At 64.0% G+C, this 14,066-nt stretch carries 17 protein-coding genes; 6 read left to right on the forward strand and 11 right to left on the reverse strand.

Annotated elements, in window-relative coordinates; translation table 11 throughout:
- Positions 1–9 precede the first annotated feature (9 nt).
- Together VGD10_RS04980 and VGD10_RS04985 are read right to left on the reverse strand one after the other, a co-directional pair.
- The gene (locus VGD10_RS04980) at positions 10–1,491 is read right to left on the reverse strand and encodes a PH domain-containing protein (RefSeq protein ID WP_331039698.1); all 1,482 of its coding nucleotides are present in this window, start codon (positions 1,489–1,491) and stop codon (positions 10–12) included.
- Positions 1,488–1,916 carry a PH domain-containing protein gene (locus VGD10_RS04985; RefSeq protein WP_331039699.1) on the reverse strand — a complete coding sequence of 143 codons (429 nt, stop codon included), beginning with the start codon at positions 1,914–1,916 and terminating at the stop codon, positions 1,488–1,490. The genes VGD10_RS04980 and VGD10_RS04985 overlap by 4 nt, the downstream gene beginning before the upstream one ends.
- A gap of 129 nt (positions 1,917–2,045) precedes the next feature.
- Here VGD10_RS04985 and VGD10_RS04990 point away from each other — a divergent pair, with 129 nt between their 5' ends.
- Both VGD10_RS04990 and VGD10_RS04995 read left to right on the forward strand, forming a co-directional pair.
- Complete coding sequence (locus VGD10_RS04990; RefSeq protein WP_331039700.1) at positions 2,046–2,306, forward strand: hypothetical protein; 261 nt, start codon at positions 2,046–2,048, stop codon at positions 2,304–2,306.
- A 255-nt stretch (positions 2,307–2,561) separates the two neighbouring features.
- Entirely contained in the window at positions 2,562–3,926 is a 1,365-nt protein-coding gene (locus tag VGD10_RS04995) for an amino acid permease (RefSeq protein WP_331039701.1), read from the forward strand.
- Here the strand turns inward: VGD10_RS04995 and VGD10_RS05000 are convergent.
- A complete protein-coding gene (locus VGD10_RS05000; RefSeq protein WP_331039702.1) occupies positions 3,865–5,040 on the reverse strand; it encodes an aromatic ring-hydroxylating dioxygenase subunit alpha in 1,176 nt (391 codons plus the stop codon). The genes VGD10_RS04995 and VGD10_RS05000 overlap by 62 nt on opposite strands.
- Before the next feature lie 102 nt (positions 5,041–5,142).
- On the opposite strand from VGD10_RS05000, the gene VGD10_RS05005 reads away from it, so the two are divergent.
- Complete coding sequence (locus VGD10_RS05005) at positions 5,143–7,236, forward strand: PBP1A family penicillin-binding protein (RefSeq protein WP_331039703.1); 2,094 nt, start codon at positions 5,143–5,145, stop codon at positions 7,234–7,236.
- A gap of 16 nt (positions 7,237–7,252) precedes the next feature.
- Positions 7,253–7,834 (forward strand): GNAT family protein, encoded by a 582-nt coding sequence (locus VGD10_RS05010; RefSeq protein ID WP_331039704.1) that lies wholly within the window; start codon positions 7,253–7,255, stop codon positions 7,832–7,834.
- Here the strand turns inward: VGD10_RS05010 and VGD10_RS05015 are convergent.
- The 3 genes from VGD10_RS05015 to VGD10_RS05025 are packed head-to-tail and all read right to left on the reverse strand — an operon-like array spanning position 7,831 to position 9,558.
- The gene (locus VGD10_RS05015; protein WP_331039705.1) at positions 7,831–8,538 is read right to left on the reverse strand and encodes a SprT family zinc-dependent metalloprotease; all 708 of its coding nucleotides are present in this window, start codon (positions 8,536–8,538) and stop codon (positions 7,831–7,833) included. The two genes, VGD10_RS05010 and VGD10_RS05015, sit on opposite strands and share 4 nt — an antisense overlap.
- Entirely contained in the window at positions 8,528–8,959 is a 432-nt protein-coding gene (locus VGD10_RS05020; protein WP_331039706.1) for a YcgN family cysteine cluster protein, read from the reverse strand. Before VGD10_RS05020 ends, VGD10_RS05015 begins: the two co-directional genes overlap by 11 nt.
- The gene (locus VGD10_RS05025) at positions 8,956–9,558 is read right to left on the reverse strand and encodes an SCO family protein (RefSeq protein ID WP_331039707.1); all 603 of its coding nucleotides are present in this window, start codon (positions 9,556–9,558) and stop codon (positions 8,956–8,958) included. The genes VGD10_RS05020 and VGD10_RS05025 overlap by 4 nt, the downstream gene beginning before the upstream one ends.
- Positions 9,559–9,620: 62 nt before the next feature.
- Here VGD10_RS05025 and VGD10_RS05030 point away from each other — a divergent pair, with 62 nt between their 5' ends.
- Positions 9,621–10,220 carry an ankyrin repeat domain-containing protein gene (locus VGD10_RS05030; RefSeq protein ID WP_331039708.1) on the forward strand — a complete coding sequence of 200 codons (600 nt, stop codon included), beginning with the start codon at positions 9,621–9,623 and terminating at the stop codon, positions 10,218–10,220.
- Here the strand turns inward: VGD10_RS05030 and VGD10_RS05035 are convergent.
- A complete protein-coding gene (locus tag VGD10_RS05035) occupies positions 10,217–10,714 on the reverse strand; it encodes an MmcB family DNA repair protein (RefSeq protein WP_331039709.1) in 498 nt (165 codons plus the stop codon). The genes VGD10_RS05030 and VGD10_RS05035 overlap by 4 nt on opposite strands.
- A 92-nt stretch (positions 10,715–10,806) precedes the next feature.
- On the opposite strand from VGD10_RS05035, the gene VGD10_RS05040 reads away from it, so the two are divergent.
- Positions 10,807–11,958, forward strand: a complete 1,152-nt coding sequence (locus VGD10_RS05040; RefSeq protein WP_331039710.1) for a M23 family metallopeptidase — start codon at positions 10,807–10,809, stop codon at positions 11,956–11,958.
- Positions 11,959–11,961: 3 nt separating this feature from the next.
- Here the strand turns inward: VGD10_RS05040 and VGD10_RS05045 are convergent, their stop codons facing one another.
- The 4 genes from VGD10_RS05045 to VGD10_RS05060 form a co-directional block, all read right to left on the reverse strand.
- On the reverse strand, positions 11,962–12,642 hold the full coding sequence (locus VGD10_RS05045) for a cell wall hydrolase (protein ID WP_331039711.1): 681 nt from the start codon (positions 12,640–12,642) through the stop codon (positions 11,962–11,964).
- Between the two features lie 154 nt (positions 12,643–12,796).
- Positions 12,797–13,138 carry a DUF1491 family protein gene (locus tag VGD10_RS05050; RefSeq protein ID WP_331039712.1) on the reverse strand — a complete coding sequence of 114 codons (342 nt, stop codon included), beginning with the start codon at positions 13,136–13,138 and terminating at the stop codon, positions 12,797–12,799.
- Positions 13,138–13,605 (reverse strand): PaaI family thioesterase, encoded by a 468-nt coding sequence (locus tag VGD10_RS05055; RefSeq protein WP_331039713.1) that lies wholly within the window; start codon positions 13,603–13,605, stop codon positions 13,138–13,140. The genes VGD10_RS05050 and VGD10_RS05055 overlap by 1 nt, the downstream gene beginning before the upstream one ends.
- Positions 13,595–14,062: a PTS sugar transporter subunit IIA gene (locus VGD10_RS05060; protein ID WP_331039714.1), complete on the reverse strand. Its 468-nt coding sequence runs from the start codon at positions 14,060–14,062 to the stop codon at positions 13,595–13,597. The genes VGD10_RS05055 and VGD10_RS05060 overlap by 11 nt, the downstream gene beginning before the upstream one ends.
- Positions 14,063–14,066 lie beyond the last annotated feature (4 nt).

Consider the following 14,066-nt stretch of genomic DNA (forward strand, 5'->3'; position numbering starts at 1 on the left):
GAAAAACTGTCACGCGGCCAACTTCAGCCGAGCCCGCGCCGCCTTGTGACGAGTGAGAAGCGCGGCGGCGAGAGCGGCTGCAATCTCCGCGGGCAAGTTTGCGATCACCGGCATGCGAAGGAGCGAGGCGCCGGCTGTGTCGGCAGTGAGGCTGGCCAGCCCGAGGCGGCGCTGGAGCGGGCCCTGGTCCATCGCAAGCGTCTGAATGCGCTCGAAAGGGATGATCCAGAGCCGCCGGGTGAGGAAGCCGTGGCGGACATAGAGAGCATCGGCGGCCACGCAGTAACGATGATGCTTCCACTGGAGCGCGGCGGCGCCTGCAGCGAGGGGAAGGGCGAGTAGAAGCAGCGCCGCAGGCGGAAAGAAGACTGCTGCTGCGGCGATCGGCAGGATTAGGAAGGCGGTCCAGCGGATCGACTGCCGGAGGATGTGGCGCTTGGAGACGCGCACGAACGCACTGTCTTCCGGTAATGGTGCGGGACGGACCTCCCGAAGGACCCTCGTGAGTTCATCCATGCGGCCGAACGGCACCGCCACCTGATTGCCGGCTTGCCCGGCATCGGCGTTCAGCGTCTGGAATTCGAGCCCATGCCAGCCGAACAGCCGCGCCACGGCGCCGGAGCGGATGATCGAGACCTGGACCCGGCGGAGCGGGACGACAGCCTCAGTCAGCGTGAAGAGCCCCCGGCGGCGGCGAAGGCCGGCAGTCGAGCGGGTAAGGCGGAAGCGGAAGTCGCGTGCCAGGGTACGAAGCACGCCGGCAATGAGGCCTAGCACAAGGAGGAAAGCGAGACCGAGGGCAGTCACGCCCCAGGTCGCCTGCGCCGCCAGCGCGCGGGCGGGTTCGATCCATTCCATCTTCAGCGGATCGACGCCGAGGACCGGCTCCGCATATTCGAGCGCGCCGAAGATGACGGCAAGGAAGACGAGCGAGAAATTGAAGAGCCCCGCGAGCAGGACGCGGCCGAGCGGCATGTGGAAGATGAGAGGCTCGTCTTCAGCAGGCAATGCTGCCGCCCCCCAGGGGCCTTCGTGCACCTCGCCACGCGCGCCCCGGCGGAGCAGCTCGCGGAGGCGGTGCGCCTCGTCGAGCGCCACCGAATCGAGATTGCCTTCATCCTTGGCTGAACCGCCCGTCTCGATGCGGACCTTCGCCATCCCGAAGGCGCGGGCAAGCAGCCCTTGTTCGATATCGATGTCCTGGATCCGGTCGAACGGGATGACCCGCCTTTTCCGGTGAAGGATGCCGCTTTCGATCACGATCTCACGCGCGCCGAGGCCGTAGCGGAAGCGGCGCCAGTGGAGCCATGCGCCCGCCGCCGCTGCCAAAATGCCCCCCAAAGCCAGCAGCAGGATGGTGTCCAGACCGCTTTCGGACATGAATCCGACCGCGGCCGGAAGGCCGAGCGCATATTGCGGAAGCTGCTTCAGCGCGCCGGTAAGGAAGGTGGCGGGATGGAGCCGCCGGTCGGCGACCGTTTCCAAAGTCACACCAGATCCTGGCGGATCTGGGCGCGGATTTCATCCCGCATCCGCTCCGCATCGCCGAGCTCGAGCCCCGGCAGGGAAACCGCGCTTCCGCGCGTGCCGGCGGTGTGGAGCGTCAGCGTGCCGAGGCCGTAGCGCCGCTCGACCGGCCCCTGCCCCACGTCGATATGCTGAACGCGGCCGAACGGAACGACCGTGCGGGTCCGGAGCCAGATGCCGCTTTCCACATGAAGCTCATCCTCCGTCACGTCGTAGCCCCAGGAGCGGTAGCGGCGCGGCGGCGCGTAGAGGATCAAAAAGGCGGCGAGGAGCAAAGCTGGGCTCAGTGCGAAGCCGAGTGGCAGTCCGGCATCGCGAATAACCGTCTCGAAGAAAAGCGAAGCGGCAAGGAATGGCAATGCGGCGATGGCGCCCCTGATCCTCAGCACGGACTTCTGCGAAGGCGAGAGAGGCTTCATGGCCAAAGGGCTAATGCGGTTCGTCGCCGCGGGCAATTGTACTCCGCTAACTTATGTGTATTCCTCGGCGCCCCACGAACCGAACAGGGTAGGATATCTATGAAGATGACTGTGAAGGCGCTTCTCGGCGCGAGCCTACTGGCGCTGGCAGCCTGCGGCGGCCAGGGCGACGATGCGGCCGGCGACAATGTCGCGGACGCTGCGGAAAATCAGGCAGATGTGCTTGAGGCGCAGGCCGAGAACACGACCAACGAGGTTCAGGCTGACGCCCTCGAAGATCAGGCCGATGCCGTCGAAGATGCCGGTCAGGCCAAGGAAGAGGCGATCGACGAAGCTGACGTTCAGACGAACGGCCAGTAAGCCGAACTACCTTTTGAGTTTGAAGCCCTGGCCGGAAACGGCCGGGGCTTTTTCTTTGCCTTGAACTAGATGGGTCTTCAAAAACAACGGTTTACGCCTACATCAGCCCTGCCGGTATCCTCCTGCCGGCTAGGTCCTTTGAGACTTGAAAACCATCTCTAGGCCCGAACCCGCCCCGCCGTGTCCCCTTTCACGGCGGGGCACCTTCGTTCTCCCCATTTGATCCTGCAGCCACAGCGCTCTAGGCTGACATTCGTGAGCCGAGAGCCCGCCAACGCACCCGACCGATTGGGCCCGCGCGCGCTTGGCTTCTGGACCTGTCTTGCGCTCGTCATAGGCAATATGATCGGCTCGGGCATCTTCCTGCTGCCGGCCTCGCTCGCGCCTTATGGCTGGAACGCGGTTCTCGGCTGGACCCTCACCATTGCCGGATCCCTCTGCCTCGCCTTTGTCCTCGCGCGTTTGGCGCGGAGCTTCCCGAAAGAAGGTGGACCATATGCCTATAGCCGCCTCGCCTTCGGCGAAGGAGCAGCGTTCGCGCTCTCCTGGAGCTACTGGATTTCGATCTGGGTCACTAACGGGACGCTGGCGATCGCGGCGGTAAGCTATCTCAGCATCTTCGTTCCGGGCCTTGCCGAGGTAACGGCACTCCCGGCGATCGCCGCGATCACGCTCCTCTGGATATTCACTCTGCTGAGCATGGTCAGCATACGCGCGGCGGGCGGATTTCAGCTCGTGACGACCGTCCTGAAGCTGGTGCCGCTGGTCGCCGCGATCCTGATCGCTGCCGCCATCCTCGGGCGGGAAGGAAGCGGAGCGGCGGCGCCGTTCCGGCCGGAAGAGATCAGCCTGCCGGCGATCACCGCCTGCGCCTCTCTTACGCTCTGGGCAATGCTCGGCTTCGAATCCGCGACCGTACCGGCAGCACGCGTGACGGCACCAGAGCGGACGATACCGAGGGCGACGCTTTACGGTACCTTGATTGCAGGGGCGTTCTACCTCCTCGCGAGTTCAAGCGTTTCGCTGCTTCTTCCGGCGGCGGAGGCGGCGCAATCTAATGCGCCTTTCGCGGATTTCACCGGCAGATATCTGGGCGAAGGCGCAGGAATGCTGGTGGCCCTGTTTGCGGCGATCAGCTGCATCGGCGCTCTCAACGGCTGGATATTCCTCCAAGGCGAGATGCCGCTGGCAATGGCGCGGGATGGCGTCTTTCCTGCCTGGTTCGGCAGACTATCTAAGATGGGGACGCCGGTCGGCACCCAGATGCTCTCGAGCACCCTGGCGACGATCCTCGTCATATCGAACTATACCAAGTCGATCGGCCAGCTCTTCACATTCATGGCGCTACTCGCAACGGTCGCGACGCGCGTCATGTATGTGATGTGCGCCCTCGCCGCGTTGCGGCTGATGGGAAAGGGCGCGATGCCGCGAACGGGGGCGCTGACGCTTTCAGCCGTGCTCGGCGGAATTTACGGCCTTTGGACCTTCTACGGCGCCGGCGTCGAGGCGACAGGATGGGGGCTCCTGCTGTTGGCGAGCGGCCTACCCGTTTATCTTCTCATGCGCCGCGCGCGCTCCAGCCGGGCGGCGGCGGACGGTCGAGACGCGCCTCAGGAATAAGACGGCGGAGCTTCGAGGCGAAGCTCCTGAGGCAGACCTCGGTCTTGCCCAACGGACCAGCCTGGTAGCTTTGTGATTCCATCCCGAGCTGCACGCGCTTCACGAGCACGGTGTCCTCGGCGTTGACGCGGCGGTTGATGCGCCAGTTGAGATAGCGGGCGGCCGTCATTTCGCGGCGATCGTCGGGGATCGCATAAGCGATTTCGCGGATCAGCGTCTCGGTGGGGGAGATCGGCAGGAACTGCATGAAGTCGATCTGGTCGGGATAGATGTCGAAGGCGACGTTCGGCCAGAGCTTATAATAGAGCCAGCGTCGCTGCGCCTCTGGAGGCAGATGATCGACGCGGGGGAGCAGCGCCTGATAGGCGCGCTCGGAAGGGTTGGCGGAGGGCTTGTCCAGAAGCTCGCCGGTCATGCGGTCGACATGCGCCTCCGCCTCGATCCGGTAATTGCGGCCGAACAGGCGGGTGAGACCGGGATGGGCGACGTTGATGTGAAGCCCGTCCGAATAATTGTCGGCGATGTTCTTCCAGTTGACATCGCGCGGGCGGAGCGTGACCCGGCCGATCGCGCGCAGATCTTCGAAGCGATAGAGCGCGGCCTCGGCATCATAGGGCGCGATCATCTCAGTGACGGGCGGTCTGCCGCTTTCGAGGCGGACGAAGAGGAAGCCCCGCCACCGGTCAAGCTCGACAGGTTTCAGGCTGAGCTGGTGCAGCCGAAGGTCGGCATAACTGTCTTTGTGCGGAACGCCGATTAGCCGGCCATCGCTATGATAGCTCCAGGCGTGATAGGGACAGACAAGACGCCGCGAGCAGCCTTGGGCGCCGTCCACGAGCCGGGAGCCGCGATGGCGGCAGACATTATGGAACGCTCGAACCTCGCCGTCATCGCCGCGGATGACGATCACGCTTTCGCCGACATAGTCGAGCGTCTGCCAGTCTCCGGGCTGCGGAATATCGCTTTCGTGGCAGACGATCTGCCAGGAGGGGCGGATCACCCGCTCCATCTCGACGCGGAAATATTCCGGATCGTGATAGAGCCAGCCGGGCAGGCTCCAGTCCGCCTGCGGATCGGACGTGTCGAGTGGGAGCGGGACGACCTTGCTCTGCATTGGCGCAGTTTGCCGGAAAATCGGCCGCGGTTGAAGTCCCCGGAGACGGCGGCGCCGCTTGTTCTTGTGAGGTTCACAGACAGGCTCTATCGCTAGGCGCCGATGGCTAAAGCTGAACCGTCGCGTCTCCGGCAGACGCTCTCCACCCTCTTCAAATTTGGCGTTTACGGGACGTTCCTCGCGCTGGTCGCGCTGGGCGTGGCCGTGGCCGTCGCGATGAGCTCGCTGCCGAGCTATTCGGAGCTCGTCCGGCGCGATGACCTCGGGCAGACGATCCGCGTTCGCGGCGCCGACGGAACGATCCTGGTCTCGATGGGGCCGGTGTTCGGCGAGTGGCTCCGCTATGACGAGATCCCGCCGATCATGGTCGACGCGATGGTTGCCGTGGAGGACCGGCGGTTCCGCTACCATCCGGGGGTCGATCCGATCGGCATCGTCCGCGGCATCCAGGTGAGCGTCACCGACGGCGGGCGGGTGCGCGGCGTGTCGACGATCACGCAGCAGCTCGCCCGCAACATCTTCCTCACCAGCAAGAGGAGCTATGGGCGGAAGCTCCGCGAGGCGATCCTTGCGCTCGCCATCGAGGGACGCTTTTCCAAGGACCAGATCCTCGAACTCTATCTGAACCGCGTCTATTTCGGCGGCGGCGCTTATGGGATCGATGCGGCCTCGCGCCGCTTCTTCGGCCATTCCGCCGAGACACTGAACCTTTCGGAAGCAGCGATCATCGCGGGCCTCGTCAAGGCCCCATCCAATTATTCGCCGACCGCGGATGCCGAAGCTGCCCGGGGCCGCGCCAACGTCGTGATCGACCTGATGCGGCGGAACGGCGACATCAGCGCCGCCGAAGCTGCCTCCGCCGAACCGGCGGGCGTCGAGCTCGTCCCGACGCCGAAGCAGAACAGCGTCCGCTATTTCACCGACTGGGTGCTGCCGCAGCTCGACACGTTGATCGACGAGACGGTGGAGCCGATCGACGTCTGGACGACGCTCGATGTCGAAATGCAGAGGGCGGCGGACCAGGCGGTCAACGCTAATACGCCGAAGGGGGCGCAGGGCGCGCTCGTGTCGCTGGACCGGGACGGAGCGGTCCGGGCAATGGTGGGCGGAAGGGATTATGTAAGCTCGCTCTACAACAGGGCGACGCAGGCGCAGCGGCAGCCCGGCTCCGCGTTCAAATTGTTCGTCTATCTGACCGCGCTCGAGAGCGGCTATACGCCCACGACCACCGTAGTCGACGAGCCGGTCAACATTAATGGTTGGCGCCCGCGCAACAATAATCGCAGCCATTCGGGCGCAGTGACGATCCGTCAGGCATTCGCCCAGTCGATCAATACCATTTCGGCAAAGATCGGCGCCGAAGTCGGCTTCCGCACCGTCGCCGACATGGCGCAGCGTTTCGGCATCACGAGCCCCGTCAACACGCATCCGTCGATGGTGCTCGGCACATCGGACGTACGCCTGATCGACATGACCCGCGCCTTTGCCTCCGTGGCCGCAAAGGGCGTGGCGGTGACGCCTTACGGCATCCGCCGGGTGACGACCGCCGACAACCGGCTGCTCTACAATCACGAAGTGAATGAATCGCGGGTGCTTGTGGCGCCCTGGGTGGCGGCGCAGATGACCGACCTCCTCCAGTCGGCGGTGATGACCGGGACCGGCCGGGCCGCAAATATCGGGCGGCCAGTGGCGGGGAAGACGGGCACCACCAGTTCCAACAAGGACGGCTGGTTCATCGGGTTTTCGAGCGGGCTGACGACCGGTGTCTGGATGGGACGGGACGATGCGCGGGCGCTTCCGGGGCTCCAGGGCGGCACTTCGCCGGCGCGCGCGTTCCACGATTATATGGTGAAGGCGGTCGCAAAGCGGCCGGTGGAGCAGTTCGAAACCGAAGTGCCGCTGCCGGACTGGCAGACGGAGGAAGACGGGGTAGAGGAAGAGTATCTGACAAATCCGGACGGAACTCCCGTGCTTGGACCGGACGGCCAGCCGCTGATCCGACAGCCCGACATCCAGTCGGACCTCAGCCCTGAGGAGCGGGACGCGATCGAGCAGGGCGGAAGCGAAGAGCTGAGCCAGGACTGGCTGGACGATGCGATCCGGAGGCCCGCGCCGCCGCCGCGCGATCCGCCGCCGCCGCGACGCCAGCCGGCTCAGCCGACCGCGCAGCCCAGTAACGAACCGAGAGCGATCTGACCTGATGGGCGGGGGAATGCAGATGAAGCCGCGGGTGCTTGAAGGGCGGCATGTGCGGCTGGAGCCAGTGGAAGCGGCCCATGAAGAAGAGATGCGGGAAACGCTGAGCTCCGACCCCGACATCTGGCAGATCTATTCGCAGAGCGGCTATGGCGAGCACTTCCCAGCCTTCTGGCGGAAGATGATCGCTACGCCTGACAGGATCGCCTATGCGGTGCGGCACAAGGAGACAGGACGGCTTGCGGGCACGTCGAGCCTCCTGAAGATCGATCTGGATCACAGGAAGCTCGAGATCGGCTTCACCTTCTTTAGACCGGAGCACCGCGGCACCGCAGTTAATCCCGAAGCCAAGCTGCTTATGCTGGACGAGGCGTTCGGCGCCGGCGCCTACCGAGTGCAGTTCAGCGTCGATATGCTGAACGCGCGCAGCCAGGCGGCGGTGCTGAAGCTGGGTGCGACGCGGGAGGGCACGGTCCGCAGCCACCTCATCACCTGGACCGGCCGGCGGCGCGACACCGCTTTATTCTCGATCCTCGACGAGGAATGGCCGGAGGTCGAGCAGCGGCTGAAAGAGCGCTTGCTGAAGTTCGAGGCTTAAGGCTTTCGGCCCACCCGGTGAAGCGCTGCACCTTCGCGGCGAAGCCAATGGCGGGCGGGCGTGGGATCGCTGCCGAGGAGATCGGCCACCAAGGCATGGAAATGCGGGCCGTGGTTCATGTGGACGCGGTGCGCGACTTCGTGGGCGGCGGTGGCACGGCGCACCCATTCAGGCGCGAGGATAAGGCGCCAGCTGTAGCGGATCGTCCCAGATGAGGAGCAGCTTCCCCAGCGCGACATCGGATCGCCGATGTCGACGCGAGCGACGGTGACCTCGGCCAGCGATGCGAATTCGCGCGTTTCCCGGTCGAGCACCGTTCTTGCCTGCTGCTTAAGCCAGCGGATGATGCGCGCCTCCAGGCTGTCGAGCGGCCCGCCGACGAGCAGCCGTCCCGCTTCGGCGCGGACGAGGCGGGAGCGGTTCTCCGCCCAGTCGATCACGTGGGGCAAGCCCAGATAGGGAACAATGCCGCCCGGCTCGATGGCCGCCGGAGCGGGCACCTTTGAGAGCGCCGCCTCAACCCACGGCCGGTGGCCTTCCACCCATTTCAGTGCCGCCTTCCGGGAAGCGCGCTTCGGCACGGTGAGCAGGACGGCGCCGGTGCGGGGGTCGACGCGGAGCCGCATCACCTTGGCGCGCGGACTTACCTTGATGATGAGCGGCGAGACCAGATTGCCGCTGCGAAAGAGAAGCTCAGAGCTCACGGTCGATCAGGTGATGTTCGTAGCTTCCCGCTTCGTCCTCGGCCACCGTCCAGCCGCGGACGGACATGCCGGCATCGTGCACGCTGTCGCGGTCGCCGCTCTTGAGATAATGCCAGTCGGGAAGGGGCCGGCCTTCGGAGCGCAGGCGGTAGGCGCAGGTAGACGGAAGCCAGGAGAGCTTTCCCACATTGAGACGCGTGAGGCGAACGCAGTCGGGTACGAAGATCTTGCGGTGGCGGTAATCTGAGCAGCGGCAGCTTTCCCGGTCGAGCAAACGGCAGGCTATGTTGGTGGAAAGGACTTCGCCGGTCTCCGCATCCTCCGCCTTGTGAAGGCAGCATTTGCCGCAGCCGTCGCACAGGGCCTCCCATTCCGGCCGCGTCAGCGCGTCCAGAGGAAGCTCCCAGAAATTCTCCCTCATTTCACCCAGCGCTTAAGCTCCTCGGCAATGCCGCCCGCACCCTTTTCATGCGGGACGATGGCGATCGGTTCGCCTCCCGGTCCGAACAGCAAAGTGATGCGACTGTGATCGACCAGATAATCCTTGGCCCCCTCCTGCCCCTGCTTGGCTGAATAGACGCCGAACCTCTTCGTGACGTCCTTGATCTCCGCAGGCGTGCCGGTGAGGCCGATGAGGCGGGGATGAAAGGCGGCGACATATTGCTTTATCACCGCCGGCGTGTCGCGTTCCGGATCGACGCTGATGAATATGGGCTGCACCTTGGCCGCTATATCGGGATCACTCTTCTCGATCTGCCGAAGGCCCTGCCCGATCACCTGCAGGTCGACCGGGCAGACGTCAGGACAATAAGTGAAGCCGAAATAGAAGAGCCGGTACTTGCCCTTGAAGGCGGTGTCGCTCACCCGCCGCCCGTCCTGATCGGTAAGCGTGAAGGGGCCGCCGATGCTGGCCCCCTTCAGCGGCGGATCGCCGGCGCCAGAGGGCGAGCAGGCGGCCAGGAGCAGCGCAAAACCGAATAATAACAGTGAAAGCGGGCGGAAAGACGCGGTTTCATTCATGACTCCGGCAGCCTTGCTTTGCTATAGGGCCGCAATCAAGTGAGACTTACGGGGGCAGTAGGGTGAAACGGAAATTCGGCAGCATCCTGGTCGCGGCGGCTTTGGCGTCACTTGCTGCTCCTGCGGTCTCCCAAAACTTTTCGGACCATTACAGCTTCATCAAAGCCGTCAAGTCGCGCGACGGCGCGAAAGTCACGTCATTCGTGCAGACGCCGGGATCGGTCGTTATCAATGCGCGTGAGGCAGGAACTGGCGACGGCGGGCTCCACATTGTGGCTCGGGGCCGCGACTATACTTGGCTCGGCTTTCTGATTGGCAAGGGTGCCCGCGTCGATCTCCAGAATAATGAGGGGATGACGGCGCTTGCCATTGCTGCACAGCTCGGCTGGGTGGAAGGTGCGCAGTTGCTCCTCAGCCGGCGTGCAAACATCGACCTTGCCAACAGCAAGGGTGAGACGCCGCTGATCCTTGCCGTGCAGAGGCGCGACCTCGAGATGGTGCGCCTCCTCAAGAGCAAGGGCGCCAACCCAAAGAAGGCTGACCGCGTCGCGGGCTATTCTGCGCTCGATTATGCGAAGCGGGATGCGCGCGCGACCGCGATCCTCAAAGAACTGGAAGCGCCGGTGAAGGCGGACAAGCCCGCAATCGGGCCCGGCCTCTAATCCAGCCCCTGAAGCCCCGGATCGAGGCTTCCAACCAATCTGAGAGCAGCACGCCGCGCGAAGCGCAGCGTCTCCGCCTTGCGCCGCGCAGGCGCGAGCTTCCGCATCGGCGCGTCGCGCACCACGGCCGCGTCATAGCGGTCGGCAACGATGAGCCCGCACAGGCCGGGCGCGAACGCCTCCGTCTCGAACGGATCGAGGCTGAAGCCGGATGGCACCGCCCAGAAGAAGCGGTCGCAATAGTCGAGATAGTCGGTCCATTTCTGGTCGCCCATCAGGTCGGCGCGCGAGACCTTTATCTCGACGATCGTCATATGGCCCTTGGAATCGATCGCCATCATGTCGGCGCGCCGTCCATTGGGGAGCGGTACCTCGCAGAGCGCCAGCAGGTCCTGCCGGAAGAAGAGCCGCGTCACACCCCGCGCAACATCTTGCGCCGCAAGCGGAGCACCGTCGAAGCACAGTATTGAGGCGGGACTCGGAGCGGTGGCCATGGGTAGCCAATTAGAATGAAAAGAGAACGCGCGGAAGAGCCTCTTGCTCTTTCGTCTGCAAGGTGTACTGCTCTTGTAACACGGGGAGGATCATGGACAGAGCCTTGCTATTGCGCGCCCTGGCAGCCTGTACTTGGAACCTGACGCAGGCAGCGTTTGCGCAAGTGACATCGGGATCTCCGGCACCTCCAGCAGCTGCACCAGCGAATGTTCTGGTCTCAGTCCAGCCCGACCCCACCTATATTGAAGTGGGAGAGCAACAGCAGCTCAACTTCGAGTTCATCGTCGAGAACCTCTCAAGCGACACTCTCAGGCTCAGTAGCGTCGAGATGGCGATCTTCGACAAAGCCGGAAAACTCGTGCTTCGTCGCGATGTGACTGGAGCGGGCGCCAGCCCGGGCTTACTGACGATAATGCCCGATCGAGCGTTTCAACCCGGCGCGAAAGGGCTTTTCTACAACCCTTTTCACCAGTTGGCTCTTGATATCCCGCTCTACAAGATGCGGTACCGGATCACCTTCGACCGAGGCGGCGGCAAAGAACCTCTCGAGCGCGAAATCATTCTAACCCCGCGAGCGTGGAACCCCGTTGCAAAGCTTGTCCTGCCAAGCTCGAAACGCCTTTGGGTGAAACACGGCCATGACTTTCTGAGTCATCATCGCCGCTGGAATCCTTATCACCCAATTGCGGAGTCGTTTGGCGCCACCGCGATTTTCGCTCGGTACGGACTCGATCTTCTTGTGGTGGACCAGGACGGCAATCCCCGTAAGGGTCTGACGAACAGCAATGACGACTATCATGGCTGGGGTGCAGAACTTCGTGCTCCGGCCGCAGGCACTGTGGTCGCGGCCTACGACGATGATCCAGATGATGATCGGAGCACCGGCAAATCGGCCTTCGACCCGGAGCGCCTCCCGAAAGAGCCGCTTCACTTCTACGGCAACTACGTGATCATCGACCACGGCAATCGGGAGTTCAGCGTCCTCGGTCACCTGCAACAGAACAGCGTACCCGTCCGCGTAGGCGAGAAGGTAAGGAGGGGCCAATTCGTCGGTCGGCTAGGCACGTCTGGTAGCGCCGAATTCGAGCCCCATCTTCATTATGAGTTGCGGACCGGAGCCGGGATGAATGCCGAAGGCTTACCAGCCTACTTCACCGATTTTTCGCTGTTGCGAGGCGCGAGGCGCCAGCCGGTGCGCAGCGGGCCGATCAACTCCGGAGATATCGTCCTTTCGGACCGATAGCCCTCAGCGATAGAAGATGTGGTTGCCGATGCTGGCGACGCGGGTGAGGCGCCAGCGGGGCGAGACGTAGCGGGCGTGGAAGAACAGGGCGTTTTCCGCATCGCTGTCCGCGAGGTCCTTCTTGGCGATGTGCGCGATCGCGACTGCCTTCTTCCAGGCTTCGGAGCTGCGCGGAATGGCCGGGATGCGCCCGCCGCGTACGAAGGAGAACTGGCTTTTCTGGGTAACGACGCCGCAGATTGAGCGCGGATATTTGCCCGAGCTGGCGCGATTCAGGATCACTTCCGCCACCGCAAGCTGGCCGTGAAGCGGCTCGCCCTTCGATTCGAAATAGACGGCACCGGCGAGGCAATCATGCTCCGCATCCGGCGCTTCGGTGCTGGCATAGTCAGCAACCAGATCAGCGAGGGAGCGGCCGTTCTTCGGAGCCTCATCCTCTACAAGCGGCGCCACCACATGTTCAGCGACATCCGGCGTAAGGTTCGGATCGAAGGCCGGCGTCGCGAAGGTTTCGGCAATGCCGGGCTCCGCGCCGGGACCGGCAATGGAATGGTCGATATAGACCGGAGTGACCGGCACCACGGCTTCAGCCTCTTCGGCGAAAGCGGGGCCATCGTAGGTCGCGCCGAACGCAACCATGAGTGATGCCACGGCGTAGGCCGCGGCACGAAACAGACGAGACATTCAAACTCTATGCTATGCGGTTGGCTGATCCACGCCGGCACCCGTAAGAAAGGCTGGGTACCCTGATCGCCCCCCGACTGGCGCGGCCGCTAAAACTGGCGACCCCCCGCTCTCGGATGTGCTGGAGCCGGAATGATTGTGCAGCGCAGCGGAGTCAACGCGCCGAGTTCATTTCAGCGGCGAACCGTTCGGCTGATGCGACGTCCAGTTCTATTAACCATAAATCGGGGTCGAAGCTGCGGCGGCGGGCCAGAAGCGCGGAGATTTCAGCATCATTATCAATATCTTGGCCGATATTATCCTGCCAAAGATACTGTCCGCCGGGCTGCAGCACCCGCTCCAGAATCCGCTGTTTTCTGCCCTTTTCGTTAAGAATTATGAGGATAGCGCCGGCCGTCTCATCACCTTTCGCCAGCACCATGCCGGTGCCTCCTTCCGATTCGGCGCGGCGGATGAGCCCGCTTACAAAGATGGAGGTGGCGAGCCGCGGCTCCATCAGCCAGCGCGGTAGCCCGGCAGGGTGGATAGAGGGATGTGGGAGCGCATGAAGGTGCCGGTGCCGCGCGCCGCTTCCTCGCCGCTGCTGTCGATCAGGCGCGCGTCGGCGACGAAGACGCGGCGGCGGCCGCTCGCCCAGCGCCCCTCCGCAACGACAGGTCCCTCGCGTAGCGGCTTGGTGAAGAGGAGGTTGAAGGCAGTGGTGAGGAGGAAGCGGTCCGTCACCAGGCTGTTGCAGGCGTAGAAGGCGGCGTCGTCCAGCATCTTGAAGTAGAGCGTGCCGTGCGCAGCGCCAGCCGCATGATAGAGATCTGGTGCCACTTCGAAACGGATGCGGGCGAAGCCTTCCTCAAGGATCTCAAGATCGGAGCGGAACAGGCTGTTGATCGGTGCGTGGGCGTAAAGCGTTTCGAGTGCGCGGAAATGCGCCTCCGCACCGATTCCGGCCACGGCCTCAGGCGGCATTCAGTGCTTCCACGCCCGTCAGCAGGGCGAACAGAGCGTCCTTGGACCGGGCGCCGCGCAGTTTGGCCACCGTCTGCCGGTCACGAAGGAGGCGGCTGACGCTGGCAAGCGCCTTGAGATGATCTGCGCCTGCATCGGGCGGCGAAAGGAGCATGAAGACGAGATCGACCGGGAGCCCGTCGACGGCCTGGAAGTCGATGGGGAGCGTCAGGCGCGCGAAATAGCCGACGACCCTGTCCAGCCCCTCCACCTTTCCATGCGGAATGGCGACCCCGAGGCCGAACCCGGTGGAGCCGAGCCGTTCCCGGTCACCCAGCGCAGCCGCGATCTCCCGCGCCTCCATTCCGGTTTTCCGCGCCATGGCGGTGGCAAGCTGCTGGAACAAAGCCTTCTTGTTCGAGACGGTAAGGCCGGCATCGAGCCGGTCTATGGAGAGGATGTCACTAAGTTCGGTCATCGAT

Source organism: Allosphingosinicella sp. (assembly GCF_036402135.1).
In the GTDB taxonomy this organism is placed as follows: domain Bacteria; phylum Pseudomonadota; class Alphaproteobacteria; order Sphingomonadales; family Sphingomonadaceae; genus Allosphingosinicella.